This window comes from Nocardioides sp. (genome assembly GCF_035481145.1).
Taxonomy (GTDB): Bacteria; Actinomycetota; Actinomycetes; order Propionibacteriales; family Nocardioidaceae; genus Nocardioides.
The window spans coordinates 1-22,737 of sequence record NZ_DATIHB010000158.1 but is presented as its reverse complement, the minus strand read 5'-3'; the positions used below and the strand labels follow the sequence as shown (position 1 = coordinate 22,737).

32 protein-coding genes and 1 other RNA gene are annotated in these 22,737 nt (G+C 68.7%); 9 read left to right on the top strand and 24 right to left on the bottom strand.

Going from position 1 to position 22,737, the window contains the following annotated elements; all coding sequences use genetic code 11:
- Positions 1-39 precede the first annotated feature (39 nt).
- The 6 genes from VLF38_RS13510 to ftsE all read right to left on the bottom strand — a co-directional run bounded on the left by VLF38_RS13510 (position 40) and on the right by ftsE (position 4,589).
- A complete protein-coding gene (locus tag VLF38_RS13510; protein WP_414689399.1) occupies positions 40-504 on the bottom strand; it encodes an HIT family protein in 465 nt (154 codons plus the stop codon).
- Positions 505-663: 159 nt separating this feature from the next.
- Positions 664-1,036, bottom strand: a transfer-messenger RNA (tmRNA) gene (gene ssrA, locus VLF38_RS13505).
- A gap of 104 nt (positions 1,037-1,140) precedes the next feature.
- Positions 1,141-1,620 carry an SsrA-binding protein SmpB gene (gene smpB / locus VLF38_RS13500; RefSeq protein WP_325271762.1) on the bottom strand — a complete coding sequence of 160 codons (480 nt, stop codon included), beginning with the start codon at positions 1,618-1,620 and terminating at the stop codon, positions 1,141-1,143.
- A gap of 46 nt (positions 1,621-1,666) precedes the next feature.
- Entirely contained in the window at positions 1,667-2,929 is a 1,263-nt protein-coding gene (locus VLF38_RS13495; RefSeq protein ID WP_325271761.1) for a peptidoglycan DD-metalloendopeptidase family protein, read from the bottom strand.
- Between the two features lie 52 nt (positions 2,930-2,981).
- Positions 2,982-3,890, bottom strand: a complete 909-nt coding sequence (gene ftsX / locus VLF38_RS13490; RefSeq protein ID WP_325271760.1) for a permease-like cell division protein FtsX — start codon at positions 3,888-3,890, stop codon at positions 2,982-2,984.
- A gap of 9 nt (positions 3,891-3,899) precedes the next feature.
- Entirely contained in the window at positions 3,900-4,589 is a 690-nt protein-coding gene (gene ftsE / locus VLF38_RS13485; RefSeq protein WP_107700429.1) for a cell division ATP-binding protein FtsE, read from the bottom strand.
- 101 nt (positions 4,590-4,690) lie between these two features.
- Here ftsE and VLF38_RS13480 point away from each other — a divergent pair, with 101 nt between their 5' ends.
- Positions 4,691-5,332, top strand: a complete 642-nt coding sequence (locus tag VLF38_RS13480; RefSeq protein ID WP_325271759.1) for a hypothetical protein — start codon at positions 4,691-4,693, stop codon at positions 5,330-5,332.
- Between the two features lie 103 nt (positions 5,333-5,435).
- Here VLF38_RS13480 and prfB read toward each other — a convergent pair whose 3' ends face one another.
- The 6 genes from prfB to VLF38_RS13450 all read right to left on the bottom strand — a co-directional run bounded on the left by prfB (position 5,436) and on the right by VLF38_RS13450 (position 9,005).
- Positions 5,436-6,548: a peptide chain release factor 2 gene (gene prfB / locus VLF38_RS13475; RefSeq protein ID WP_325271758.1), complete on the bottom strand. Its 1,113-nt coding sequence runs from the start codon at positions 6,546-6,548 to the stop codon at positions 5,436-5,438.
- Between the two features lie 190 nt (positions 6,549-6,738).
- A complete protein-coding gene (locus tag VLF38_RS13470) occupies positions 6,739-7,194 on the bottom strand; it encodes a pilus assembly protein TadG-related protein (RefSeq protein WP_325271757.1) in 456 nt (151 codons plus the stop codon).
- Positions 7,191-7,625, bottom strand: coding sequence for a hypothetical protein (locus VLF38_RS13465; protein WP_325271756.1), 435 nt, complete (start codon positions 7,623-7,625; stop codon positions 7,191-7,193). The genes VLF38_RS13470 and VLF38_RS13465 overlap by 4 nt, the downstream gene beginning before the upstream one ends.
- Positions 7,622-8,014 carry a TadE/TadG family type IV pilus assembly protein gene (locus tag VLF38_RS13460; protein ID WP_325271755.1) on the bottom strand — a complete coding sequence of 131 codons (393 nt, stop codon included), beginning with the start codon at positions 8,012-8,014 and terminating at the stop codon, positions 7,622-7,624. The genes VLF38_RS13465 and VLF38_RS13460 overlap by 4 nt, the downstream gene beginning before the upstream one ends.
- Positions 8,015-8,018: 4 nt before the next feature.
- The gene (locus tag VLF38_RS13455) at positions 8,019-8,240 is read right to left on the bottom strand and encodes a hypothetical protein (protein ID WP_325271754.1); all 222 of its coding nucleotides are present in this window, start codon (positions 8,238-8,240) and stop codon (positions 8,019-8,021) included.
- 264 nt (positions 8,241-8,504) lie between these two features.
- Positions 8,505-9,005 (bottom strand): hypothetical protein, encoded by a 501-nt coding sequence (locus tag VLF38_RS13450; protein WP_325271753.1) that lies wholly within the window; start codon positions 9,003-9,005, stop codon positions 8,505-8,507.
- A gap of 107 nt (positions 9,006-9,112) precedes the next feature.
- Between VLF38_RS13450 and VLF38_RS13445 the strand changes: the two genes are divergently transcribed.
- Positions 9,113-9,949, top strand: coding sequence for a hypothetical protein (locus VLF38_RS13445; protein WP_325271752.1), 837 nt, complete (start codon positions 9,113-9,115; stop codon positions 9,947-9,949).
- Between the two features lie 2 nt (positions 9,950-9,951).
- The gene (locus VLF38_RS13440; RefSeq protein ID WP_325271751.1) at positions 9,952-10,515 is read left to right on the top strand and encodes a hypothetical protein; all 564 of its coding nucleotides are present in this window, start codon (positions 9,952-9,954) and stop codon (positions 10,513-10,515) included.
- Between the two features lie 35 nt (positions 10,516-10,550).
- Here the strand turns inward: VLF38_RS13440 and VLF38_RS13435 are convergent, their stop codons facing one another.
- The 7 genes from VLF38_RS13435 to VLF38_RS13405 form a co-directional block, all read right to left on the bottom strand.
- Positions 10,551-10,805, bottom strand: a complete 255-nt coding sequence (locus tag VLF38_RS13435; protein ID WP_325271750.1) for a hypothetical protein — start codon at positions 10,803-10,805, stop codon at positions 10,551-10,553.
- 37 nt (positions 10,806-10,842) lie between these two features.
- Positions 10,843-11,064: a hypothetical protein gene (locus tag VLF38_RS13430; RefSeq protein ID WP_325271749.1), complete on the bottom strand. Its 222-nt coding sequence runs from the start codon at positions 11,062-11,064 to the stop codon at positions 10,843-10,845.
- A 49-nt stretch (positions 11,065-11,113) separates the two neighbouring features.
- A complete protein-coding gene (locus VLF38_RS13425; protein ID WP_325271748.1) occupies positions 11,114-11,566 on the bottom strand; it encodes an SHOCT domain-containing protein in 453 nt (150 codons plus the stop codon).
- Between the two features lie 22 nt (positions 11,567-11,588).
- On the bottom strand, positions 11,589-11,831 hold the full coding sequence (locus VLF38_RS13420) for a hypothetical protein (RefSeq protein WP_325271747.1): 243 nt from the start codon (positions 11,829-11,831) through the stop codon (positions 11,589-11,591).
- Positions 11,832-11,839: 8 nt separating this feature from the next.
- Positions 11,840-12,553: a hypothetical protein gene (locus VLF38_RS13415; protein ID WP_325271746.1), complete on the bottom strand. Its 714-nt coding sequence runs from the start codon at positions 12,551-12,553 to the stop codon at positions 11,840-11,842.
- 380 nt (positions 12,554-12,933) lie between these two features.
- Positions 12,934-13,362, bottom strand: coding sequence for a hypothetical protein (locus VLF38_RS13410; RefSeq protein WP_325271745.1), 429 nt, complete (start codon positions 13,360-13,362; stop codon positions 12,934-12,936).
- Between the two features lie 96 nt (positions 13,363-13,458).
- Positions 13,459-13,689, bottom strand: a complete 231-nt coding sequence (locus VLF38_RS13405; protein ID WP_325271744.1) for a hypothetical protein — start codon at positions 13,687-13,689, stop codon at positions 13,459-13,461.
- Between the two features lie 258 nt (positions 13,690-13,947).
- On the opposite strand from VLF38_RS13405, the gene VLF38_RS13400 reads away from it, so the two are divergent.
- The 4 genes from VLF38_RS13400 to VLF38_RS13385 all read left to right on the top strand — a co-directional run bounded on the left by VLF38_RS13400 (position 13,948) and on the right by VLF38_RS13385 (position 16,006).
- Positions 13,948-14,448 (top strand): hypothetical protein, encoded by a 501-nt coding sequence (locus VLF38_RS13400; RefSeq protein ID WP_325271743.1) that lies wholly within the window; start codon positions 13,948-13,950, stop codon positions 14,446-14,448.
- 55 nt (positions 14,449-14,503) lie between these two features.
- Positions 14,504-14,764 carry a hypothetical protein gene (locus tag VLF38_RS13395; RefSeq protein WP_325271742.1) on the top strand — a complete coding sequence of 87 codons (261 nt, stop codon included), beginning with the start codon at positions 14,504-14,506 and terminating at the stop codon, positions 14,762-14,764.
- A gap of 66 nt (positions 14,765-14,830) precedes the next feature.
- Positions 14,831-15,079, top strand: coding sequence for a hypothetical protein (locus tag VLF38_RS13390; protein ID WP_325271741.1), 249 nt, complete (start codon positions 14,831-14,833; stop codon positions 15,077-15,079).
- Between the two features lie 273 nt (positions 15,080-15,352).
- Positions 15,353-16,006, top strand: coding sequence for a hypothetical protein (locus VLF38_RS13385; protein ID WP_325271740.1), 654 nt, complete (start codon positions 15,353-15,355; stop codon positions 16,004-16,006).
- On the opposite strand, the gene VLF38_RS13380 is transcribed toward VLF38_RS13385, so the two are convergent.
- The 4 genes from VLF38_RS13380 to ligD (VLF38_RS13365) all read right to left on the bottom strand — a co-directional run bounded on the left by VLF38_RS13380 (position 16,003) and on the right by ligD (VLF38_RS13365) (position 20,065).
- Entirely contained in the window at positions 16,003-16,749 is a 747-nt protein-coding gene (locus VLF38_RS13380; RefSeq protein WP_325271739.1) for an ATPase, T2SS/T4P/T4SS family, read from the bottom strand. The two genes, VLF38_RS13385 and VLF38_RS13380, sit on opposite strands and share 4 nt — an antisense overlap.
- 149 nt (positions 16,750-16,898) lie before the next feature.
- Positions 16,899-18,149 carry a mechanosensitive ion channel gene (locus VLF38_RS13375; RefSeq protein WP_325271738.1) on the bottom strand — a complete coding sequence of 417 codons (1,251 nt, stop codon included), beginning with the start codon at positions 18,147-18,149 and terminating at the stop codon, positions 16,899-16,901.
- Between the two features lie 117 nt (positions 18,150-18,266).
- Positions 18,267-19,169: a non-homologous end-joining DNA ligase gene (gene ligD / locus VLF38_RS13370; protein ID WP_325271737.1), complete on the bottom strand. Its 903-nt coding sequence runs from the start codon at positions 19,167-19,169 to the stop codon at positions 18,267-18,269.
- Positions 19,166-20,065, bottom strand: a complete 900-nt coding sequence (gene ligD, locus VLF38_RS13365) for a non-homologous end-joining DNA ligase (protein ID WP_325271736.1) — start codon at positions 20,063-20,065, stop codon at positions 19,166-19,168. Before ligD (VLF38_RS13365) ends, ligD (VLF38_RS13370) begins: the two co-directional genes overlap by 4 nt.
- Positions 20,066-20,095: 30 nt before the next feature.
- Here ligD (VLF38_RS13365) and VLF38_RS13360 point away from each other — a divergent pair, with 30 nt between their 5' ends.
- Together VLF38_RS13360 and VLF38_RS13355 are read left to right on the top strand one after the other, a co-directional pair.
- Positions 20,096-20,896: a Ku protein gene (locus VLF38_RS13360; RefSeq protein WP_325271735.1), complete on the top strand. Its 801-nt coding sequence runs from the start codon at positions 20,096-20,098 to the stop codon at positions 20,894-20,896.
- Positions 20,897-20,982: 86 nt separating this feature from the next.
- Positions 20,983-21,921 carry a DMT family transporter gene (locus tag VLF38_RS13355; RefSeq protein WP_325271734.1) on the top strand — a complete coding sequence of 313 codons (939 nt, stop codon included), beginning with the start codon at positions 20,983-20,985 and terminating at the stop codon, positions 21,919-21,921.
- Here VLF38_RS13355 and VLF38_RS13350 read toward each other — a convergent pair.
- The coding region (locus VLF38_RS13350) for an SDR family NAD(P)-dependent oxidoreductase (protein WP_325271733.1) at positions 21,907-22,737 on the bottom strand (831 nt) is incomplete at its 5' end. The genes VLF38_RS13355 and VLF38_RS13350 overlap by 15 nt on opposite strands.

Below are 22,737 nucleotides of genomic sequence, written 5' to 3'. Positions count from 1 at the left end.
CCGTCGGCCCGCCGTCGTGGTCAGGCACCGCTGGCCACCCTAGCCACGCTCGAGCGCGGCGCGCAGCCGGGCGGCGTACGCCGAGGGCTCGCCGTCGGCGTACCGGTGCCGGGGCCAGAAGAAGCCGCGGAGCCCGTCGCCCTTCGTGCGCGGCACCACGTGGCAGTGCAGGTGGGGTACGGACTGGCTGACGATGTTGTTCATCGCCACGAAGGAGCCCTGGGCACCGAGCCCCTCGACCATCGCGGTCGCGAGGCGCTGGGCTGCGGCGAGGAACGGGTCGCGCAGGCCCGCCGGCAGATCGGGCAACGTGACGTGGTGCGCCTTGGGCACGAGGAGCACGTGCCCCTTGAACACGGGCCGACGGTCGAGGAAGGCGAGGAGCTCGTCTGTCTCGAGCACGACGTCGGCCGGGGTCTCCCCCGCCACGATCGAGCAGAACACACAGTCCACGACGACGACGCTAGCGGCCCCGCCCACCGAACGACACAGGTCAGCCACCATCACACCGTCGAACGAAGCAGGCGACCAACCACCACACCGTGAGCGGAGCAGGCGGGAGCGTCCGGCGGAGCCGGACACGCGGACGGAGTCCGCGCATGAAATGACGAACCGACGTGGCCTGCTGCGCGAAGCACAGTCAGGCACACGTCGGCCAGAGGGGCGTGGAGCTGCGGGGAATCGAACCCCGGTCCTCGAGCGTCGATCCAGGTCTTCTACGGGCGTAGTCCGCGGTGTGCGCTTTTCTCGGCCCCGGCGCTTGCACGGACACGTGCGCCGACGGGCTCAGTCGGGATTAAGTCCCGATCAACCCTCCCGACGGAGGTTGATCAGCAAGTCCTCTAGATGAGGTCAAGGTCCGGGACGAGGACGGATGCCCGGCTTGACCCTTCGATCACTGCTCAGGCAGCGAGAGCGAAGTCGTTGCGGTTAGAGTTGGCAACTATTGGTTTCCAGCGATCGTTAACGAGATGACGCTGGCTTCTCGACCCGCTTCCCCTGGAACTAACGTCCCAAGTCGAAACCGATCAGCCCCTCTTGATTTTTCAAGCGTCGACCGCGGCCGACGACCACAGTCTACGGGGCTCAACCGACAGATCACGACCGCTTATTCCACGGCGACGCGGTGCCCCACACCCGTCAGTCCTTGTAGCCCTTGAGCCGACGCTGGACGGCCTGCTCCTTCTCCCGGTTGGCCTGCTTCTCGGCGAGCGTGTGCCGCTTGTCGTACGCCTTCTTGCCGCGCGCGAGCGCGAGCTCGACCTTGGCGCGGCCATCCTTGAAGTAGAGCTGCAGCGGGACGAGGGTGTATCCCTTGTCGCCGAGCTTCCGCTCCATTCGGGTGATCTCGGCCCGGTTGAGCAGCAGCTTGCGACGGCGCCGCGCTGCATGGTTGGTCCAGGTGCCGTTGAGGTACTCCGGAATGTGCACGTTGAGCAGGTAGACCTCTCCGCCGTCGATCTCGGCGAAGCCGTCGACGAGCGACGCCCGGCCCTGGCGCAGCGACTTGACCTCGGTCCCCATCAGCACCATGCCGGCTTCCCACGTCTCGTCGATGTGGTAGTCGTGCCGCGCCTTCTTGTTCTGCGCGATGGGCTTGGTGCCCTGTTCCCTGGCCATGGTCCCATCCTCTCAGGAGGGGCGACCGGTTTTCCCGACGGGCGGCTCAGAGCCACTTCATCGGGTCGACGTTCGCGCCGTTCTCCTTGACGGTGAAGTGGAGGTGGCATCCGGTGGACCAGCCGGTCGTGCCGACGTAGCCGACCACCTGGCCGCGCTTCACGCGCTGGCCGACACCGACGATGTAGCGCGTGGCGTGGCTGTAGCTGGTGCTCAGTCCGACGCCGGCGACACCCCCGTGGTCGATGTAGAGGTAGTTGCCGGACGGGTCCCAGTCGCCTCCGCCACGCGCGATGACCACACCTCCAGCCCCCGCGTACAGAGGGGCGCCGCACGGAGCACCGAAGTCCACGCCGTTGTGCAGGCGCATGTCGCCGTAGATCGGGTGCCGGCGCCAGCCGTAGTACGACGTGATCGGTCCGTTGACGGGGAAGGACAGGTAGCCGTCCGACCTGCCCGGTGCCCCGTTACGCACGGCACGCTGGGCCCGGCGGGCGAGGAGCTGGGAGATCTGGCGCTCCTTCCTCTCGAGCCGCGCCAGCACGGCCCGATCGGCGGCACGCGCGGCGGCGGCTGCCCGATACACGGTGGCGCGCTTCCCGACGAGGGCGCGGACCTGAGCGGCCTCGCCGGCGGCCTTCTGCTCGAGTGCCTCCTTGGCGGCCAGGTTCGCCGCTGCCGCGGCGCGGCTCTCGTCGACCTTGCCCTTGCGCTCCTCCACCTGCGCCTCGCGCACGGTGAGCTGACGCTCGGCGGCCTCGAGGTCGGTGAGGACGGCGTCCTCGCGGTCGGTGTAGGACTCGTTGAACGCGATCGCGCGGGTCATGTCGCCCGGGTCGCCGGCGTTCGCCACCGCGACGAAGCCGAGCAGGCGCGGATCGCCCTGCTCGTAGACCGACGTGACGTACGCGGCGATGGCGTCCTTCTGCTCCGCGACCTGCTCGCGCCCCTCGGCGAGTGCGGTCCTGGCGGCCGCGAGGTTGCGGACCGCCTGGTCGAGGGCGGCCTGCATCGCTGCGTCGCGGCGTTCGGCGGCTGCGAGCTGCGTCCGCGTGCCGTGCAGCCGTTGCTGCGCCGTGCGCAGCGAAGCCTGGGCCTTGCGCAGGGAGGCGGTCGCCGTGGCGGCGCGAGCGCTCGACGACTCGAGGGCGCCCTCGGCGCGGTTGATGCTCCGCTCGACCTGGCGCTGCTTGTCCTTCAGGTCGTCGCCGACGGACGCGACCGGTGTCGTGAGGACCATCGCTGCGACCGAGGCGAGCAGCAGCGCGCCGAGTCGTCGATGGTTGGCAAGGGGGAAGGGGCCAGCCACGGGTGGAACCTTTGTTCGGGGAAGAGAACAGTTCGACGGTAGGTGACGCGGGTCAGACCTTGAGGTATTTCCGCGTCAACAGGAGTGTCGGGACAACGGTGAGGATCGGGCCGAGGATCGCCGCCGCGATGACGGCCATCCGGAGGTCGGTCCAGTCGACCCACGGCATCAGGCGCAGATCACTCACGCCGCGGATGATCGCGAAGTACTCGAACGAGGTCAGCGCGACGGCCGCCAGCAGGACGCCCGCCACCGCGGTGATCAGCGCCTCGAGGAGGAACGGCAGCATGATGTAGAGCGTGCCCGCGCCGACGAGCCGCATGATGCCGATCTCCCGGCGGCGGGCGTACGCCGTGAGGCGGATCGTGTTGGCGACGAGCAGCAGCGCGGCCATCAGCAGGATGCCCGCGGTGAGCAGCGAGCCGATCTGCATGCGGTCCAGGATCTTGAAGATCGGGCCGACCAGGCCGCGGGAGTCGCGGATGCTGTCGACGCCGTCGAGGCCCTGGACGGCGCTCATGATGCCGTCGGCCTCGTGGCGGTCCTTGAGGTCGATCCAGATCGACTCGCGCAGGTCGTCGGGGCCGAAGTCGGCGGGGAGCTTGGTCTGGTACTGCTGGCCGAAGAGGCGCTTGGTCTTGTCGTAGGCGACCTGCTGCGACTCGACGTGGTGACCCTTGGCCTCGGGGTTGGACTCGACGACCTTGATGATCGCCGCCTTCTGCGCCGGGCTCACCGAGCCGGTGCAGGTGCTCGCCTTGGAGGCGTCGTTGCAGAGCCAGACCACGACCTGGTTGATCTTGCCGAAGTGCTCCTCTGCGTGGTCGGCCTGGAACTTCAACAGGGCGCCCAGGCCCACGAGGGTCAGCGAGACGAAGAGGGTGAGGACGACCGCAAGGTGCATCGACACGTTGCGACGCAGGCCCTGCTTGAGCTCGGTGAAGACATAGGTCATCTGCATGGGAAGGCCTCAGTTCTCGTAGCCGTAGGCGCCGCGAGCCTCGTCACGGACGACCTTGCCGCCGGAGAGCTCGATGACGCGCTTGCGCATCTGGTCGACGATGCCGGCGTCGTGCGTCGCCATGATCACGGTCGTGCCGGTGCGGTTGATCCGGTCGAGCAGCTTCATGATGCCGAGCGACGTGGTCGGGTCGAGGTTTCCGGTCGGCTCGTCGGCGATGAGGATCATCGGCCGGTTGACGAAGGCGCGCGCGATCGCGACGCGCTGCTGCTCGCCACCGGAGAGCTCGTCCGGCATCCGCTCGGCCTTCTCGGAGAGACCGACCAGGTCGAGGGTCTCGGGCACCAGTCGCTCGATGTCCGAACGCGACTTGCCGATCACCTGGAGCGCGAACGCGACGTTCTCGGCGACCGTCTTGTTCTGCAGGAGACGGAAGTCCTGGAAGACCGTCCCGATCTGACGGCGCAGCCGCGGCACCTTCCACCCCGCGAGGCGGTTGAGGTCCTTGCCGGCGACGTGGACACGGCCATCGGTCGCCTGGCTCTCGCGCAGGATGAGGCGGAGGAACGTCGACTTGCCAGATCCCGAGGCGCCGACGAGGAAGACGAACTCGCCCTTCTCGATGTCGACCGACACCGTGTCAAGCGCGCTGTGGGACTGGCCCGGGTAGGTCTTGCTGACCTTCTCGAAGCGGATCACCGGACGGAGTCTAGGCGAGTCGCACGCGGGAACCGGGGACCTGCGTGTCGCACCCGGTCCCCGCACTGCACTCGCGGACCCCTGGACCTAGGCTGGACGCCATGCCTCGCCGTACCCCCTCGGTGGTGGTCGTCCGCCGCCTCAGCACCGCCCTCGCAGCAACGCTCGCGGGCGTGGTCCTGGCCGGTTGCAGCGGCTCCGGCGAGACCCCCGCGGCGACGCCCCGGCCTACGCCCCTCGCGTCGTACGACGGCACGGTGGCGCAGGTCGAGCGGGCCTCGTTCTGCTCGCGCATCCGCGACGAAGCGGTCCTGGACGCCGTCGGTGAGAAGGTCACCACCGCGCACTACGGCAACGGTGAGCACCTGCCCGGGACAGACGACGTCTCCCATGAGTACGGCTGTGTCTTCACGGGTGCGGAGCTCGTCGCCCGGAGCTGGGTCTTCGCGCCCCCGGTGACGCCCGCCCGTGCCGCCCAGCTCGCTGCTGCGACGCGGAAGACCTCCGGCTGCACTTCCGTTCCGGCCGCGAAGTTCGGCTCACCCGCGGTGGGCGCGCTCTGCCGTACCGGCGGACGGACGACGGTGACCTACCGCGGTCTCTTCGGCGATGCCTGGCTCGCCTGCTCCCTCGACATGCCGACCCGCGCGGACCAACCCGCCGGCGCCCGGGCGGCAGCAGAGAAGGAGCTGATCGCCGACGCCGGCGTCTGGTGCGTGCGCGTGGCCGCCACCGCCTCCTGACGCCGAGGCGGCGCCAACCTGCACGCCTGCACCGCCGAGGCGGCGCGTACCTGCACGCCTGCACCGCCGAGGCGGCGCGTACTCACGCCTGAGCCAGTCGAGATCAGCCCTGCTCGACGCCGCCCCGACGCCAGCGGATGCCGGCCTCGATGAAGTCGTCGATGTCGCCGTCGAGAACGCCGGCAGGATTGCCGGACTCATGTCCGGTGCGGAGGTCCTTGACCAGCTGGTACGGGTTGAGGACGTAGTTGCGCATCTGGTCACCCCACGATGCGGCCACGTCGCCCTTGAGGTCCTTCTTGAGCGCGGCCTCCTCCGCCTTCTTCTTCGCGAGGAGCTTCGCCTTGAGGACGACCATCGCGGAGGCCTTGTTCTGCAGCTGCGACTTCTCGTTCTGGCAGGAGACGACGATGCCGGTCGGCAGGTGCGTGAGGCGAACGGCGGAGTCCGTCGTGTTGACGGACTGGCCGCCGGGGCCACCCGAGCGGAAGACGTCGACGCGGAGGTCGTTCTCGTCGACCTCGATGTTGTCGGTCTGCTCGAGGACCGGCACGACCTCGACCGCGGCGAACGACGTCTGGCGGCGTCCCTGGTTGTCGAAGGGCGAGATCCGGACAAGGCGGTGCGTGCCGGCCTCGACCGACAGGGTGCCGTAGCCGTAGGGCGCGTGGATCGCGAACTCGGCGGACTTGATGCCCGCCTCCTCGGCGTAGGAGACGTCGAAGACCTCGACAGAGTACTTGTTGCGCTCGGCCCATCGGGTGTACATCCGCATGAGCTGCTCGGCGAAGTCAGCGGCGTCGACGCCACCGGCACCGGCACGGATCGAGACGATCGCCTCGCGGGCGTCGTACTCACCGTTGAGCAGCGTGCGCACCTCGAGGGCCTCGACGGACTTCTTGATCCGCTCGAGGTCGGCCTCGGCCTCGGCGAGGGTGTCGGCGTCGCCCTCCTCCTGGCCCATCTCGACGAGGACCGCGAGGTCGTCGATGCGTCCGGTGAGGCTGCTGAAGCGCTCGAGCTCACCGTTGAGCTGCGAGAGCCGGGCGGTGACCCGCTGCGCGTTCTCCTGGTTGTCCCAGAGATCGGCCGAACCAGCCTGCTCGCTGAGCTCGGCGATCTCCCTGCGCATCGCGTCGACATCGAGCACCTGCTCGATGGTGCGCATCGTCGCCTGGAGCTGCTTGATCTCGCCGTCGAAGTCCGTGGTTGCCACGAGGAGCAAGGCTACGCCACGAGAGGAGCGGCGCCGACGGCGGCGCGACGACCGGAGGCGAAGGCGGAAATGGAAGGTCCCCGCAGAGGTCTCGGGTCCTCTGCGGGGACTGGATCCATTGTGGGGCCGCACCGTCTCGTGCGGGAGCCCAACGGCTCCGTCGTGACCGATGTCACCCAGCCTGCCCGCATCACCCCGCTCCCAGAGTCACCGAAGCGGAGCCCCCTGCAGAGACGGTCGTGGCGGTGAGGCCGTGCACGGTCAACGGCAGGTCGAGCGGCGCCCGGAGCCGGACCACCACGCGGTCGTCGACGACATCGACGACGGCAACGAGGCCCGGGTGGTCGCGGAGCGCGCCGGTCAAGCTGAGGTGCCGGGCAACGGTCGCCCGGGCCGTGCGGACGTCGATCGGCGCTGCGCCTTCCAGCCCTCCGTCGTACGCCGGCGTGCCCTGCACCTGGTCGGCCGCGGCGAGGGCAGCTCCATCGGCGAGGGTGGCGAGCGCCTCGCGTTCGAGGTACGCCGCGGACGCGTCGACCGTCACCCCGACGGCGAGGAGCAGCACGAGGGCGAAGCCGATGATCAGGACCGTGACCTGACCGCCCTCGTCACACCCGTGGGGTCTCCCCGCTCGCCACCGCATCATGGTCCGACCTCGCGGTAGCGACCGATCGGGACGCGGTGCTCCGAGGCGACCGCAAAACTTGGCGCTCCCCCGCCCAGCGCAGCGGGGACGAGCGGCAGCACGACCCGCGACGACACCCGGACGATGATCGTGCTGCCGCGGCGATGGCATGGCGGATCGGGTTCGCACGTGACCACGAGGTCGACGGGCTGTTCGACGCCCTGGTCTGCCATGGCGACCTCGACAACCGCTCGCGCGCGGCGGAGCCCTTCAGCGTCGCTGTCGGCGAGTGCGTAGGCGCGACCCGCCGCGCGCGAGGCTGCCGAGGCGCCGAAGGCCGCCCGCTGGACGTCGAAGACCGCCAGCACGACGTAGACGAGTGGCACCAGCAAGAGCATCGCCAGCCAGACGAACTCGACCAGCGCGCTGCCCGCCTCGTCGCGGCTCCTCACCGAGGCTCCTCGATGGCGTGGCCGGTGAGGACGAGACGAGTGCCCGGGCCCCAGAGGCCGAGCGGGGGCACGACGGCGACCACACGCACCTCCACCCCTGCCTGGCCTTCGACTGCCGCCGGCCGTGCCGACACCTCGCGCGCAAACCTGGCCGAGAGCGCCGCCTCGATCTGTCCCTGCGCGCGTCGTACGCCGTCGACCGGACCGGCGTCGACGGTCGCCGCCAGCCGCGCACCGTCGGATGCCGCCGCCGTCAAGGTGTTGCGCACGTGGAGCACGAGCGCCACATGGAGGATGCCGAGGACCAGCGGGAGCAGGACCACCGTCACCAGGACGAAGTCGACGACCGCAGCGCCGTCCTCAGCCCGTGGCCAGCGGTCAGCGGGCACGGAGTCAGCCGCTGACCTGGGCGAGCGCATTGCTCAACATCTGCTGGAGCTGCGGGCCGGCGAACCGCCACAGCATCGTCACCAGACCGGCCGTCATGATCGTCACCAGCACCCAGCCGGGCACGTCGCCGCGCTCTCCGCGGTCGCGCCGGTCCCCAGCAGACCGATGGACCGGCCCGTCCGCCAGCAGCGCCAGGCACCATGCCCACATCGTCAGTCGCTTCACCCGAGATCCTTCCGTTGCCCCACGGGGCGCTTGTGCCCCTCAGGGCGTCATCAACGTCAACCCAACGGCACCAGGCCACAGGGCGAAGACCACGGTCACCGGCAGGACGAGGAAGACCACCGGGATGGTGTTTCAAAAAACACTTCTTTAGGACGCAGGTGGACGAACACGTCCCGGCGAGGGAAGGCAAGACGGCGTGACACGAAAGACCTGTTGCCGCACGGGGTCCACATCGAGAGTGACGCTGAGCGCCCCGGCACGGGGCTAGACGATCTTGATCGGCTTGCCTCGCACCTCGCGTCCTGATCCCAGGCTGAGGCATGGGCGGACGCGGGCGACCTTCCACTGCCGGCACGACGACTCGACAGCCTCGAGGGGAACCAACCAGGAGACGCGATGCTCGCCATCTACCAGGACCGGAAGGTCATCGGACCCACGCAGCACCGTGTTCCCCATCCACCACTTTTTAGCCTCGGACGGCCCTCCAATCGGCTCAAGCCACCACGAGGTGATCTGAGCCGGCCCGCGGCCCTTGTTCAGGGCAGTGACCGTGACGATCCGGGTCACAGGGCCAGCTGGAAGGATCCCATGGCTCGCCTCGACAGCGATGACTGCACCCGATCGGCTCCAAGTGAGCCACTGGACGACCAAGCCAATGATCGACAGGACGAGGGCGGCCGCCGCGACCATCGCAGTCAGAATGTCAGTCCATCCCACCTCAGAAGCCGGCACCGCCGGCGCAGCTGCAATAGCTAGAAGGGTCATGCCGCCGGACCCTAGCCCGGTCCACCGACAGCCGGTCCGACAACCGTTCGGACTTACTCTGCAACTCGCCTGCGCTCCATTGGTATTGCCCACTATGGTCGCTGATCGTGACGGAATGGCGCCCCCTATCCCAGCGGCACAGCGGCGACGCCGCGACCAACGACGGGCCCTTCGAAGGGACGCCGCCACATCTAAAGCCCTCGCTGCTCGCCTGGCTGAGCGAAGCCACCTACGACGATCTATCCGGGACCTATCAGGTGGCGCTCATGCGCGCTCTCGCGCTCTTGCTCCGCTTCGATCACTTCCCTCACTCTGCTCCCGCGCACAGGCTCCAAAACGCGTTCATCGAGGCCGCCGCGCAGTCCGATGACCGCCTCCTCGACACCGTCGACGGTGTCTTGGGACAGGGCCAACGCGGTGACCGGAAGGATCTTCGCGCGGTTCTCCGGTTGGGCGGTTCGATCTGGACCGTAGCCGAGAATGGGCGCAGCCTGGAGCGTGTCACCGACGCAAGCTCGACGGCAGCAACTGAAGCAGCGACGACGCCTCAGGACGAAGCATCGTCCGAGCTGCGCACCGCGTGGACCCACGCGTACGGCCGATCGCCTGACGCCTCCGACGCGTGGGATCACGCGATCAAGGCCGTCGAGGCGCTTCTCAATCCGATCGTCACGCCCAACAACGAAAAGGCGACGCTTGGCTCCATCATCAGTGCGATGCGTACCAAGCCGAGCAAGTGGAAGCACGTCCTCCCCGCGGATCGTGAGGGCGGCGTCGAGACCTTCATCAATCTGCTCGACCTGATGTGGCCGAACCCTGACCGACACAGCACCGGCAATACGCGTCCACCCACGGACGCGGAGGCCCGCGCGGTCGTTCAGACTGCCGTGCTCGTCGTCTCCTGGCTGCGCGACGGTGCCATCGCGAAGTCCGAAGGGGCCTGACCATGGACGCGGCAACGATCTTCTCCGGCGTTAGCGCCCTCGCCGCGGTCGCCACCGCTGGCATTGCGATCTACGCCCTGAGCGGCACCCGCGCCGACAGTCGCGAGCAGACCCGGCCAATCGTCATCGCCGAACTCGTGCCGGCGCCGCTGAGCACAACGGCCATCGATCTCCGCATCGCCAACTACGGCCGGAGCTCCGCGCTCGACGTGGCGGTGCGCTTCGATCCCCCGATGCCCACATCGGATCAGCTCGGCCGGGACGGGCGCCTGCTGCCCTTTATCGCCGCGCGCTACGCGCGCTCCATCCCCCTGCTTGCTCCTCGAGCATCGATGACGAACGTCTTCCAAGCTGTTTCCGGCGATGAAGAGGCGCCGCAGGGACCCGTGACGGCGACGATCACCTACCGCAGTGCCGAGAACATCCGGTACTCGAACAAGTTCGTGCTGGACGTCAACCTGATCGGCTGGACCACGACGTCGCAGCCCGCGACCTCAACCGAACCGAGCAAGCGGATTGCGAATGCCGTCGAATCCCTTGCACGGCAGGCGCACTGGCGGCCCTGACGGGCTCGGAGAACTGACCCAGGGCTGCGCCGGCTCTACTGGACCTCGGGGTCGATCAGGCCTTGGCACGCCCGGCACCGCAGGTACGGGTTGACCGTCTCGAACACGAGGTCCGGAAATTCCCGCAGATCAACGACGTCCCTCCCGCAGCGAGTCACGTCGGCCCCGGCCGCAACAGCATGCGTCCACCTGCCCGGCATGATCAATGGCGCCGGAGCAACGATGCGCCCACCGCCGATCGCCTTGCTCTGGTACTTCGTGACTGTGTCAGCGGCGACGGTGTGGGTCATGTAGCGATCGTGCCAGCCGGGGACGCGTCACGCCGGGCTATTCATCGTGATCTGCCGGCGTGACGGTTGCTACGACGCGAACCGGGTGTCGCGCGGAGTCGAGCTCGACCACTCGCACATCACGTTGATTCTCGTTGGCTACCTCCCGCGCAATCGAGAGAGCCTCAGCCTCGGTCTCGTAGCCGCCGTCCCAGGCGCGGCCGATCGGCTCTGCGCGGTCCTCGGCAAAGGTCATCGTGTACTCGAATTGGAACGTCATGCCGCGATCCTCCAACGGGCTGTGACAGCCACGGGCAGGAGCCCCGAGGTCACGCGAGAAGGCGGGTCTTCGCCGCCGTGAACTCCTCGTCCGTCAACGCACCCGCAGCGTGCAGGCCAACGAGGGCGGAGAGCTGGTCGGCCAGGTTGGGGACGGCGGGCGCAGCGGTAGGCGCCGACCGTGCCGCAGCAGGCGCGGGCTTCGGGGCGGCGTACGCCGCAGCCTGGGCCTCGTTCGCGGCGACACGGGTGTTCCACTCACGGAACCAGGCGTCCAGCTTGGGCGCGACTCCTGCGGCGCCGTCGAACTCCGCCAGAGTCGTGCCCTGACCGAACACGGTGATCCGGTACGTCAGTCTCTTTGCCCGGGTCTCGGAGACACCGGTGACGTGCCGCGCCTGGACGCGGAAGGACTCGAGGAACTTCCCTGGCGCGAGGTACCCGATCAGCCCGTCACCGTGGTCGACCATCTTGCCGGCAGCGAACCCGAGGTTGTTGTCCATGGTTCGCACTGTGCCCGACGGCTCAGCCGTGCACCTGCGGATTGGGTGAATTCGTCGGACCGGGCTGGCGCTGTGGCCAGTCGGCCGGCAGCCCTGAGGAGCTGACGACCCGGCCCTGCTCGTCCAGGATGAGGCGCGCACCATCATCGCCGTACAGGGCCTGCGGCTGCTTCATCGCATCCCGGATCAGACGGGCTTGGAGGGCCTCCGCCACCTTCGTGTCCAGGCTCGGGTGCCCCTCCGGCGTCTCCAACGGGAAGGTCATGCGCGACGTCAGCCAATCCGATCGGCCGCATAACTGCCGGCGAACCGACTGTTCTGCCTGAACTTCGCGATCCAGGTGCCACGACCTCGGGGCATGAAGCGCCTCACGAAGACACCGTGGTCGTTCGTGGTGTGCTGACCGACGTACACCGCGCTCGTAGCCCCTTCGGGACGGAAGTAGAACCGGACCGTCTGGTACCGGTAGGGGCGCCAACGCACGGTCCCGTCGTTGTCGCTCCAACTGAACAGCCAGCGCCGCACCGAACCTGCCAGTCGAACCCGTCGGCCATCCGTCGTAGAGACCACGGCGGCATCCACCCGGGTCGATGTCGCGTACCGCAGGTACCCGCCAGGCTGCGTCGGCACAGGCAGGTCGACCGTCCTGATGTCTGACTCCCCCGGCGGGACGTACTCCACGTTCACAGTCTTCTCGCTGCGGTAATACCCCGGCCCGGTGGTCACATCGGCGTACACCGGGCAAAGGAGGGTCACCGTCGTCCCAGAGGAGGACTGGGTACAGTCGACGCCCTCGTACCGCATGATGCCGTCCTGGCCAGCCATCGGGCTCGCGTCGGAGAACACCGCCCGCATAAGACTGAACCCCCACACCTGAGGCACCTCGAACACGATCTTCACCCGTGCCCACACCGCTCCGGACTGTCCGAAGTTCGTGGCCGGCCGAATCACGGGTGTAACGATCTTCGCGATCGAGATCGATACCACCCGCGGCTCGTCAGTGGTGGCGGCGTTGCCAGGGCCGCTCGGCATCCCGGCAACCGCAACAGAGGCGGAGACGCACGCAGCGGCGAGTCGAAGTCGCATATCTGACCCCGTTCCAAAGTTCCGACGACCCGAGCAGGCTCGCGTGAGCCTCGGCCGCACGCTAGCAACGAGTGGAGCCACCCGCGACGGAAACGGGCAAATCGACAGCATCCAACGCCGACTGCAGCGCCGCGACGACCTTCGCGTCCAGACTCCCGTGCCCCGCCGGCGTCTCCAGCTGCTCCGCCGGCGTCTCGTCCACCCAGTCACGCCACGCAGCAGAGCCGATCAGCCCGATCTCGCGCCTGCTCAGCGGCAGACCCAGCGCGGAGTCCTTTGGCCTATCGGTCACCCGCAGAACGTACGCCGCCAATAGGCCCGAGCTCTACGACCGGCTCCCCAGTCTGCTCCGCCCACCACGATCCAAACGCTGTCCGATGGCAAGGTGACCCGAGCTCTAGCTTCTCGAAGCACATGAGCACCAGGCGCCGGTCTCCGGCGTCGTCAGCGATCTGCTCCAGCCGCTGCCGGATCGCGTCGACCCCGACCTCGCCGAGCTGATCGCGGTACGCCTTCTCGAACTCCGTCGGCGGCAGGTCCATCGTGGCCCGATCCGGCATCAGTTCCCTTACGGCGTACGGGATCCGGTACCGGACGAACCGCGGGTAGCCGTTGGACGTCCCCACCGGCACACCCATCTCGGGGAGGTACCGGTGGTAGTTCAACGCGAACAGCGAGAGCCGCTCCCCCGAGCCGCCGACCTCAGGCACCGACGAGGAGGTGCGCGAGGGCCCGCGCCTGACTGGCACCGATCGTCGGGATGGTGTCGTCGTCAGCCGCCGCCAAGGCGCGGATGCGGTCGACGTTCAGGCCGAGCCACGGGGCTCCGACACCACGGTGGCGCGCGCCATCTCCTGGGCCAAGTCGTCGACCGAGACGCGGAGTTCATCGGCTGCGATCTGGAGGCTAAGGAGCGCCTCGCACTCCTCGCCGGTGACGATCGCCGATGCGTGGCGGGCGCGCGTCAGCTGTCCGATGCTCGAGGAGACGTCGTCGATAACGTGGGTCTGCGTGTCGAAGTTCAGGTCGGTATTCATGGCTACTCCATCTCTAGACCCGTGGGGGGGGGTATATGGAACTCGGCCTGCGCCGTGACGTACTCGCGCAGGGGCCTGCCGGATCACGACCTCGTCATCCTGGAAGTGGCGGCACACCGCCGCCAGCCGGGCGTGCGCCTCGCGCACCGTCGGTGGCTTGTCGGAAGTCAACGTGGTTCCTCTCGTCTCAAGGCGTCGGTTTCTCGTTTCCAATATGCCCCCTGCTTCGGGCATCAGGTGCGAGGCAGCCTCGCTAGCGTGGGCGCTGTGAAGGAAGCCCTCGTCGTGTCACTGCCCGTCATCAGCCTCTTCGTCGGCGCCTGGCTCACCGGGCGGACGAAGAAGGCCGACGTGCGCGGCACCATGCGCATCGAGGCGGCCGACCTCATGGCCGACATCCCCGCCCTGCTCTGGAAGAAAGGCAACGACGGCGACTGGCTCAACGTCCGGACCGGCCTCGACCGCCTCCGCTTCCGGCTGTGCCTCGCGGGCCTGCCGCCCACGGTCGCGCGCTACCTCGTCGAGAGCGGGCTGCAGTTCTGGCACGCCTTGGAGTGGGGGGAGGACGTGGGCCCCGAGGGCGAGAGCGGCTGGATCATCTACCGCGAGGACTCAGCGGACTGGAACCGGGTGGAGGACGCCGTGGCCCAGTGGCTCGCCGACAACTGGCGCCTCCGCCGACAGCTCCGTCTCTGGCGCGAGGCCCGCACATGGGACAAGCCCAAGAACACCGGGCCCATCAACCTCGGCGAGGGCTGACCGGCGCCGCACACAGCAAGCGGGTCGAACACTTGTTCGACTACGCTTTTCTGTCATGGACGCGACGCCGATGCCCTTGCCGTGCGCCGTCGGCCTGCAGTTCGACACAGGCGGGACGATCCACCCCGCGCTGCTCCTGGAGTGGAAGCAGGCGCCCGACAAGCGCGGCCGGATGCTCTGGTGGGGCCTCGTCGCCTTCGCGCGGCCATCCGTCGCGCACCCGGCGATCCCCTTCACCCTCATGGTCGAGTGGGTACCACCCACTGCGCTGGTCGGGGTGCCCCGCGGGCGCATGTGGACCGGCAAGAGGTACTAGGCGGGGGGGCTGCGCCGCCGCCGAGCACCGTGGGTTTTGTCGGGACTGGGTGCGACCATCGGAGGCATGCCAGCGGGCAGGGAACTCCTTGAGTCGGTCTACGCCTTCGCCCGCGCCCGCGCGCAGGCTCGACTGCAGGGCCGGGGCCTGGACGAGGAGCGACGGCGGTCGCTGACGTCCCAGCTGCGCCACCTGCACTGGGCCTACGCCGAGGCCAAGATGGTCGGCACCGACGCGGCATTGGCCGCCGCGATCGACGTCTGCCGCAAGGCCGCAATGAGGGACGCCGAACACCCCGAATACGACCCGCTCTAGACGCTGTAGCCCGGCCAATTCGCTGGTTTCTTCGCCGCCTGCGTACTCCCGGCGACCCAGTGCAGGCCTCTGGCCTCCGCAAAGAGGGCTACGCAAGTCCGGCGAATCGCCACGAGAGCAGGGTCGCCTCCATAGCCTTAGAGACCTTCGCGCCATTGCACCAGGAGAAGCCACATGAAGCGCCCCTCGTACCTTCGCAGTCGCACGTCAGCCGTCGTCGTTGGAGCCACCGTTGTAGTCGCCCTCGGTGGCACGGGAGCCGTTGCTGCCACTGTGATTACTGGAGCCAACATCAAGGACGGCACCGTCGCGGGCATCGACATCAAGAACGGCTCACTCACTGGCGCAGATGTCTACGACGGATCCATCAGCCGCTACGACATCAAGGACGGCACGCTGACCGGAGCCGACATCTACAACGGCGGGCTGACCGGCGCAGATGTTGCAGACGGGAGCATTACCAGCGCTGACGTCAGCGGAATCACCGCGTCCGACTTCGCCGCGGGAGGCGTCTCGGGAACCGACCTGCTGAACGGCACCGTGACCGGTGCAGACATCGCGGACCAGTCAGTCGGCCTCGGTGATCTGGCACCGGGCATCGGGGACTCGATCGCACAGCAGTTGAAGAACGGCTCGTACTTCCAGGAGGGCCAGATTGGAGGTACGTGGACCGAGTCAGGCCTGACGCACCACCTTCCGGCGTCAATGGTCTACACCGACGTCATCGCCCCGAAGGGCGGCCAGCCGGTGCAGGTGACGATCTACAGCACGTATCCGTCGAAGGCAGTCGTTGCCCGATGTGTTGCCGTCCCGACCGTCGACTTCGACGGCACCTGCTCGTCGGCCCGCAAGCTCGCGGGCATGCTGGAGATTGAGGTGCTGGGACAGGGCGGCGACGTGCAGATCAACGCAGTCCGCGCTAGCTAGCTCAAGGCACTGGAGGACGGCTCGCCACTTCGGAGACAAACATCCTGTCTTCCTACGGTCTGCGTCGCACCCGCCACGAGGATGTTGAGGCCCGCCCGCACGCTCGCCTCGAGGAACGCCGCACCCTGGGCGCTCAGGCTGCCGAGCTCGACCAGGTCACCGAGCCTGGTCGCGCGCAGGGTGTGCTTGCGGATGTTGACCGGGGAGAAGCCGCGGGCGATGCCTTCGAGGACGACGTGGAGCCTGTTGCCGTCCGGGAGCATCGCGTCGACGAACGGTTGGCTCATGTCGATCCGGCGGCCGCTCGACTTGAGCATGCGCTCGACGAGCTCGCTGACCTCTGCTCGCGTGAGCACGGTGGAAGTGAGCTCGTGACGCCCGCGGCGGGCGACGAAGACCTGGGAGGGCTCGTTGATCCAGATCTCCTCCACCTCGGGATCGTCGAGGTAGGGCTGAAGAGCACCGAAGCCCGAGACCCGTGCGACCACCTCCGCGATCACGCGACCCGGCTCCTGCACACGGGCCACCTGCCCGGTGAGGCTCCGCTCGTCGTGGAGCCGGACTGCCTCCTCGGCCAGTCGCCGTACGGCGCCGGGCTCGTGCTGCGGGTCGACACCCTCCGCACGGACCCTCTCGCGCACGCGCTGGTCGATCTGCTCGACGAGCGCGCGATGGGCGCCGACGTCCGCGCCCGACGGCGCAGGCGGAGCAGTGCCGTCCTGGATGGCAGCAGGGGTGATCACGTCGAAAGTCCTCCTCCCGAGTTGAGGTCTCTGAGGGGTTCTTACGCTGCCGCAAGCAGCGTTGTCCACCACCGGTCCAGCGGTCCTGTGGACAACCCACAACGCACGACGCCCCCGGGAGGACCCGGGGGCGTCGTCGACGGGGCAGGTCAGACCTGCGGACCGCTGTTCTGGTTCTGCATCTTGGCGAGCTGGCGCGCCGCCGCCTCGCGGCCACCGAGGCCGAAGGCGAGTGCCGCGGCCGCCGCGCCACCGACCACCAGCGCACCGAAGGCGAGGTTGATGATCGAGTCGGCGAGGCCCATGTACTTCAGGCCCATGGCGCCGAAGAGCACCAGCGTCGCGATGCGCACGATGTTGGCGGCACTGCCGCCGACCACCTTGGCCAGGACGTTGGCGACCACGAAGCCGGCCGCGATGATCGCGCCACCGAAGGCCACCTTGCCACCCAGCTCGAGGATCTCCTCGAGGAATGCCGTGATCTCCGGGAAGCCGAGCAGCTTGGTCGCGGCGACCGCGAAGACCAGCACGATCGCGATCTGCACGATCTTGGTGATCGTCGGAATCGCGCTCTTGCCGGCCGGCAGGACCTCCATGTTGTGGAGCGCCCGGTCGATGCCGAGGCCCCCGAGGAGCTCCGCGAGCAGCGTCGTCACGAAGCCCGCGATCAGGACGCCGATCGCGAGCAGCACGGCGCCGGCGATCACGTTCGGGATCGCGTCCATGATCTTCTGCAGCATGTCCGTCGCCGGCTCGGAGATCGCCTCGATGTCGAGGATCTGCAGGGCCGAGATCGCGACGACCAGCATGATCATGGAGTAGAGGACGAGCCCGATCATCTTCACGATCGAGCGCGCCGACAGCCCGCCCTCAGCCGAGGGAGCGGAGTGACCCGGCACCGTGGCCGCGTGGGCCGGAGCAGAGCCCGGGACCTCGCCGACACCGGTGGCGTTCTCCAGGGAGCTCTTGCCCTTGCCCAGCCACTTGTCGAACGGCACCGCGCCGAGCGCGGTCTCGACGAGCTGCCGGACGATCTTGGCGATGATCGCGCCGACGACGAAGACCAGACCCGCTCCGATGATGTTCGGCAGGAAGGCGAAGACGCCGTTCAGCATGTTCTGGACCGGTGCGAGCACCTGGGTCAGGCCGAAGAGCTGCAGCACCGCCATGAGGCCGAAGAGCCAGACCAGGAGCGAGGCGATCGAGCCGAGCGACTTGCCGAGGCTCTGCCCGTCGGCGCCTGCCTTCTGCAGCGCGGGCACCTTGTTGACGAGCTTGGCGAAGATGTTGGCGACCACCTTCGCGACGATCCACGTGATGATCAGGATCGCGATCGCGATCCCGACCTTCCCGAGTGTCCCGACCACGTCGTAGCGGTCGTTGAATTCCTGAATATCCACGAGTTCTCCTAGCCCGAGAGGGAGCACTTTCTACGGAGACCTTTGCACACCGGTCTAGACCAGCGATAGTGCCCCTTTCCGATCCGCGCATTCCTCCACGCGTCGCAAAGGCCCGGGTCAGCCGAAGAGATCGCCCTTCTCGGCGACGCGCGCCAGCACCTCGTCGTACCGGAACTGGTCGAGCGCGAACTCGTCCCCAGCCCCCTCCTCGACCTCGTCCCACGTCACCGGCGTCGCCACGGTCGGACGCTCCCGCCCACGGAGGGAGTACGGCGCCACCGTGGTCTTGGAGCCCGAGTTCTGCGACCAGTCGAAGAAGACCTTCCCCGTACGCCGCGCCTTGGTCATCGTCGCCGTGACCAGCTTCGGATGGGACGCCTGCAACTCCTCGGCGACCTCCTTGGCGAGTCCGGTCGCGTCGTCGGAGGAGAGCGAACCATCGAGCGGCACGTAGAGGTGAAGTCCCTTCGAGCCACTGGTCACCGGCTTCGCGACCAGGCCTCGCGTCGCCAGCAGGTCACGTGCGAGCAGCGCCACCTCGCAGCACTGCAGGAGCCCGGCACCCTCCCCGGGGTCGAGGTCGACGACGAGCCGGTCGGGTGGACCGGGCTGGCCCGAGCCGTCGACCTTCCACTGGTGGACGTGGAGCTCGAGCGAGGCGAGGTTGACCAGGTAGACCAGCGCAGCGAGCCCGTCGACGACCGGGAAGTTGATCTCCCCCGCCTCACTCGAGGCGCGCGAACCGGTGGTCGGTACAGAGATCGTCGTGAGCCACGAGGGCGCCCCCGCCGGCGCGTTCTTCTCGAAGAAGCTCCCCTTCGCGACGCCGTGCGGCCACCTGATCCGGGTCACCGCGCGATCGGCGATGTGAGGAAGGAGCACCGGTGCGATGCGGACGTAGTAGTCGAGCACCTCGCCCTTCGTCGTGCCGGTCGCGGGATAGAGCACCTTGGGCAGGTTGCTGAGCGTCAGCCGGCGGCCGTCGACCTCCGTCACGACCTCCGTGCCGGCCGGGCTCACGACTGTGCCTCCAGGTCGGCGGGCACGAGGTCGCTCCGCACTCCTTGGTACGACGGCTGCCGCAGGCGTCCGTCACGCGTCATGCCGAGCGACTCGACGTCCACCACGACGACCGGCTCCACCCAGTGCGTGCCGAGTGAGTCGACGCGCGACATCGACGTGACGAAGGGGCTGTCGGCGCGCGTCAGATCGGCCAGCATCGGCAGCAGCGCGGCACCCGCACGGCCGGCGAGGCCACTGCCCACCCGCCCACGGAAGACGAGCCCGTCGGGCGTCGGCTCCCCCACCAGCAGCGCACCGAGGCGTGCGTCGCTTCCCTTCTCGCCGCGCCAGCCGCCGATCACCACCGAACGCCGCGGCCGGTGCGGGAACTTCAGCCAGTCCCGGCTCCGCACTCCCGGCCGGTACGGCGCGGAGCGGAGCTTCGAGACGATCCCCTCGAGCCCCTGAGCACCCGTCGCCTCCAGGAGCGCCTCCCCGTCGTCGTACACCGGAGGGACGACCCAGTGCTCGTCGCCGAGGTGAAGCGCGTCGAGCGCGGCGCGGCGCTCGCTCCAGGGCTGGGCCGTCAGGTCCACGCCGTCCAGGGAGAGCACGTCGAAGACGTAGAGGCGCGCCGGACCGCCCCGCTGCAGGGCCCCGAACGACGGCCGGCCGAGCTCGTCCGGAGCCGCGAGCTCACCGTCAAGCACCATGGTGTGCCCCAGCGCGGCCAGTCCCGCGAGCTGCGGGAAGTCGCGCGTCCGCTCGTTGCCGCTGCGCGCGAAGGCGCGCACACCGGCCGGCTCGACACAGACGATCACCCGGATGCCGTCCCACTTCACCTCGTGGACCCAGTCCGGGCCCACGGGCACGCGGTCGCCCTTGGTGGCGAGCATCGGCGGCACGAACGGCATGTCTCCCATCTTCTCGGATACCGTGAAGACATGCGCGCTATCTGGAAGGGGGCCGTCTCGTTCGGCCTCGTGAGCGTTCCGGTCAAGCTGTACTCAGCGACCGAGAGCCACGACGTGTCCTTCCGGCAGGTCCACGCCAAGGACGGTGGCCGGATCCGCTACCAGCGGATCTGCTCGCTCGACGGCGAGGAGGTCGCCTACGCGGACATCGCCAAGGGCTACGAGACCGAGGACGGCGAGATGGTCATCCTCACCGACGACGACCTGCGCGAGCTCCCGATCAGCTCCAGCCGCGAGATCGCTGTCGAGAAGTTCGTGCCCAGCGACCAGATCGACCCGATGCTCTTCGAGAAGAGCTACTACCTCGAGCCGGAGAAGACCGGCGCCAAGCCCTACGCCCTGCTGCGCCAGGCGCTCCAGGAGTCCGACCGCGTCGCCGTCGTGACCGTCGCCCTGCGCCAGCGCACCGCGCCGGCCCTCCTCCGTGTCCGCGAGACCGAGGCAGGCGAGGTGATCGTGCTCCAGACGCTCATGTGGCCCGACGAGATCCGCACCCCCGACTTCAGCGTCGACGCGGGCGAGGTGAAGGCCAACGAGCTCAAGATGGCGCGGATGCTCGTCGAGACCCTCGCGGGCGACTTCGACCCCGCCGAGCTCGAGGACGACTATGCCGAGGCCGTCGACGCCGTGGTCAAGGCCAAGATCGAGGGCGGAGAGGTCCAGCGCACGGAGACCTCCACCAAGTCTGCGGGTGAGGTCGTCGACCTGCTCGCCGCGCTGCAGCAGTCCGTCGAGGCCGCCAAGCAGGCGCGCGGCGAGAAGGCCGGCTGACCGACGGCGGTCACGGTCCGGCCACGATCGCTCCTGATGGTCGAAATTCGGATGACCCCCACGTCGTACGCCGCCATGCTTGCTGCGTGACGACACCTGCACCACCCGCGCGCGTCTGGCTTCCCTGGCTGATCGGCCTCGCGGCGATCTGGGGCTGCAGCTTCCTCTTCATCAGCGTCGGCATCCGGGAACTGCACCCGGTCTACGTCACTCTCGGGCGCGTCGCCTCTGGCGCACTGGCCGTGCTGGTGATCATGCGCGTCGCCGGCCACCGGATGCCGCGCGACCTGCTCACGTGGGCACACCTCGCCGTGCCCGGTGTGCTCACCTCGTGTGCCTTCACGCTCTTCGGCTACGGGGAGCAGGAAATTCCCTCGTTGCTCGCCGGCATCTGGAATGGAACGACGCCGCTCTTCACCCTTCCCTTCGCCGTGTGGCTCTTCCGCACCGAGCGGTTCACCACCGCCAAGGCCATCGGACTGCTCGTCGGCTTCGCCGGAACACTCGTCATCCTTGGCGCGTGGCACGGACCCGAGGGCGCGAGTCTCACGGGCCAGCTCCTCTGCGGCGTCGCCGCTGCCTGTTACGGGCTCGCGATCCCCTACCAGCACAAGTTCCTGACGCCGAGGATCGAGTCCGACCTCGCCGGCAGCGCCGGTCAGCTGGTCTGGGCGACGGCCATCATGGCGGTGGTCGCGCCGGTCGTCGACGGCCCGCCGCCGGCGCCGTGGACACTCTCGCCGGAGGTGCTCGCCTCGGTGCTCGTTCTCGGCGCCGTCGGCACGGGCGTCGCGCTGGCGATCCACAACCGCAACATCCGCTGGGTCGGCGGGTCGACGGCCTCGTACGTGACCTACCTGAGCCCGATCTTCGCCATCGCGGTCGGCATGGTGGTGCTGTCCGAGGACCCGCACTGGTACCAGCCGGTCGGCGGCGCCGTCGTCCTCCTCGGTGTGGCGATCGCCCAGGGGAAGATCCGGCTCGGGCCGCGCCCGACGCCCGTCCTGCCGTCAGCGCGGGTCTGACCGGTCCGCAGCGCCTTGGGGCGCCCCTGCCCCGGGATCGCTCTCCTGCACAGCGGCCGCGCTGGAGGCCTCCTCGCTGGCGACCTCGGACTGGCCCCGCGCGGCACGCGCCGCCGCCGAGTCGCCGACGGCCCGGTGCGCGAGCGCGAGCGTGAAGTCGGCGAGCCGCGGGGTGACCAGGTTGAAGACCTCGTAGAGGTCGGCGATGCGCGTGTTGACCGTCAGCGGACGGTCCTCCAGCGCGCGGACGACTCGCTCCGCCGCCTGCTCAGGCGTCAGCCCGCGCATCCCGCGGTAGGCCTCTGTCGGGGCGGTCATCGGCGTGTGCACGAGCGAGACCCGCATGTTGGTGAAGGTGACGTTGTCGAAGAAGACCTCGCGCCCGGCGATGCGGGAGAACGTGTCGAGGGCCGCCTTCGAGGCGATGTAGGGAGCGAACTTGGGTGCCTTGATCTGGATGCCCCAAGTCACGATGTTGACGACATGGCCGAACCGCTGGGCGCGCATCGCCGGCAGCAGGCCCATGGTCAGCCGCACGGGCCCCATGTAGTTGATCGCCATCGTCCGCTCGATGTCGTGGAAGCGGTCGTAGGTGAGCTCCAGCGAACGCCGGATCGACCGGCCCGCGTTGTTGACGAGGTAGTCGACGGCGCCGTGGGCGGCCAGCACGTCCTTGACCAGCCGGTCGATCGCGTCGAAGTCGGTCAGGTCGCAGGGGTACACCTCTGCGGTCCCGCCGGCATCCTCGATCTGCTCGCGGACCTCCTCGAGCTCCGGCAGACGGCGCGCCACCAGCAGCACGCGCGCACCCGTCCC

Bases quoted from the DNA above. Each gene is read 5' to 3' on its own strand.
- VLF38_RS13510 (WP_414689399.1), bottom strand. From the start codon at position 504: ATGGTGGCTGACCTGTGTCGTTCGGTGGGCGGGGCCGCTAGCGTCGTC.
- smpB (WP_325271762.1), bottom strand. From the start codon at position 1,620: ATGGCCAGGGAACAGGGCACCAAGCCCATCGCGCAGAACAAGAAGGCG.
- ftsX (WP_325271760.1), bottom strand. From the start codon at position 3,890: ATGCAGATGACCTATGTCTTCACCGAGCTCAAGCAGGGCCTGCGTCGC.
- VLF38_RS13480 (WP_325271759.1), top strand. From the start codon at position 4,691: ATGCCTCGCCGTACCCCCTCGGTGGTGGTCGTCCGCCGCCTCAGCACC.
- VLF38_RS13470 (WP_325271757.1), bottom strand. From the start codon at position 7,194: ATGATGCGGTGGCGAGCGGGGAGACCCCACGGGTGTGACGAGGGCGGT.
- VLF38_RS13450 (WP_325271753.1), bottom strand. From the start codon at position 9,005: ATGACCCTTCTAGCTATTGCAGCTGCGCCGGCGGTGCCGGCTTCTGAG.
- VLF38_RS13440 (WP_325271751.1), top strand. From the start codon at position 9,952: ATGGACGCGGCAACGATCTTCTCCGGCGTTAGCGCCCTCGCCGCGGTC.
- VLF38_RS13435 (WP_325271750.1), bottom strand. From the start codon at position 10,805: ATGACCCACACCGTCGCCGCTGACACAGTCACGAAGTACCAGAGCAAG.
- VLF38_RS13430 (WP_325271749.1), bottom strand. From the start codon at position 11,064: ATGACGTTCCAATTCGAGTACACGATGACCTTTGCCGAGGACCGCGCA.
- VLF38_RS13425 (WP_325271748.1), bottom strand. From the start codon at position 11,566: ATGGACAACAACCTCGGGTTCGCTGCCGGCAAGATGGTCGACCACGGT.
- VLF38_RS13420 (WP_325271747.1), bottom strand. From the start codon at position 11,831: ATGACCTTCCCGTTGGAGACGCCGGAGGGGCACCCGAGCCTGGACACG.
- VLF38_RS13405 (WP_325271744.1), bottom strand. From the start codon at position 13,689: ATGAATACCGACCTGAACTTCGACACGCAGACCCACGTTATCGACGAC.
- VLF38_RS13395 (WP_325271742.1), top strand. From the start codon at position 14,504: ATGGACGCGACGCCGATGCCCTTGCCGTGCGCCGTCGGCCTGCAGTTC.
- VLF38_RS13390 (WP_325271741.1), top strand. From the start codon at position 14,831: ATGCCAGCGGGCAGGGAACTCCTTGAGTCGGTCTACGCCTTCGCCCGC.
- ligD (WP_325271736.1), bottom strand. From the start codon at position 20,065: ATGCCGTTCGTGCCGCCGATGCTCGCCACCAAGGGCGACCGCGTGCCC.
- VLF38_RS13360 (WP_325271735.1), top strand. From the start codon at position 20,096: ATGCGCGCTATCTGGAAGGGGGCCGTCTCGTTCGGCCTCGTGAGCGTT.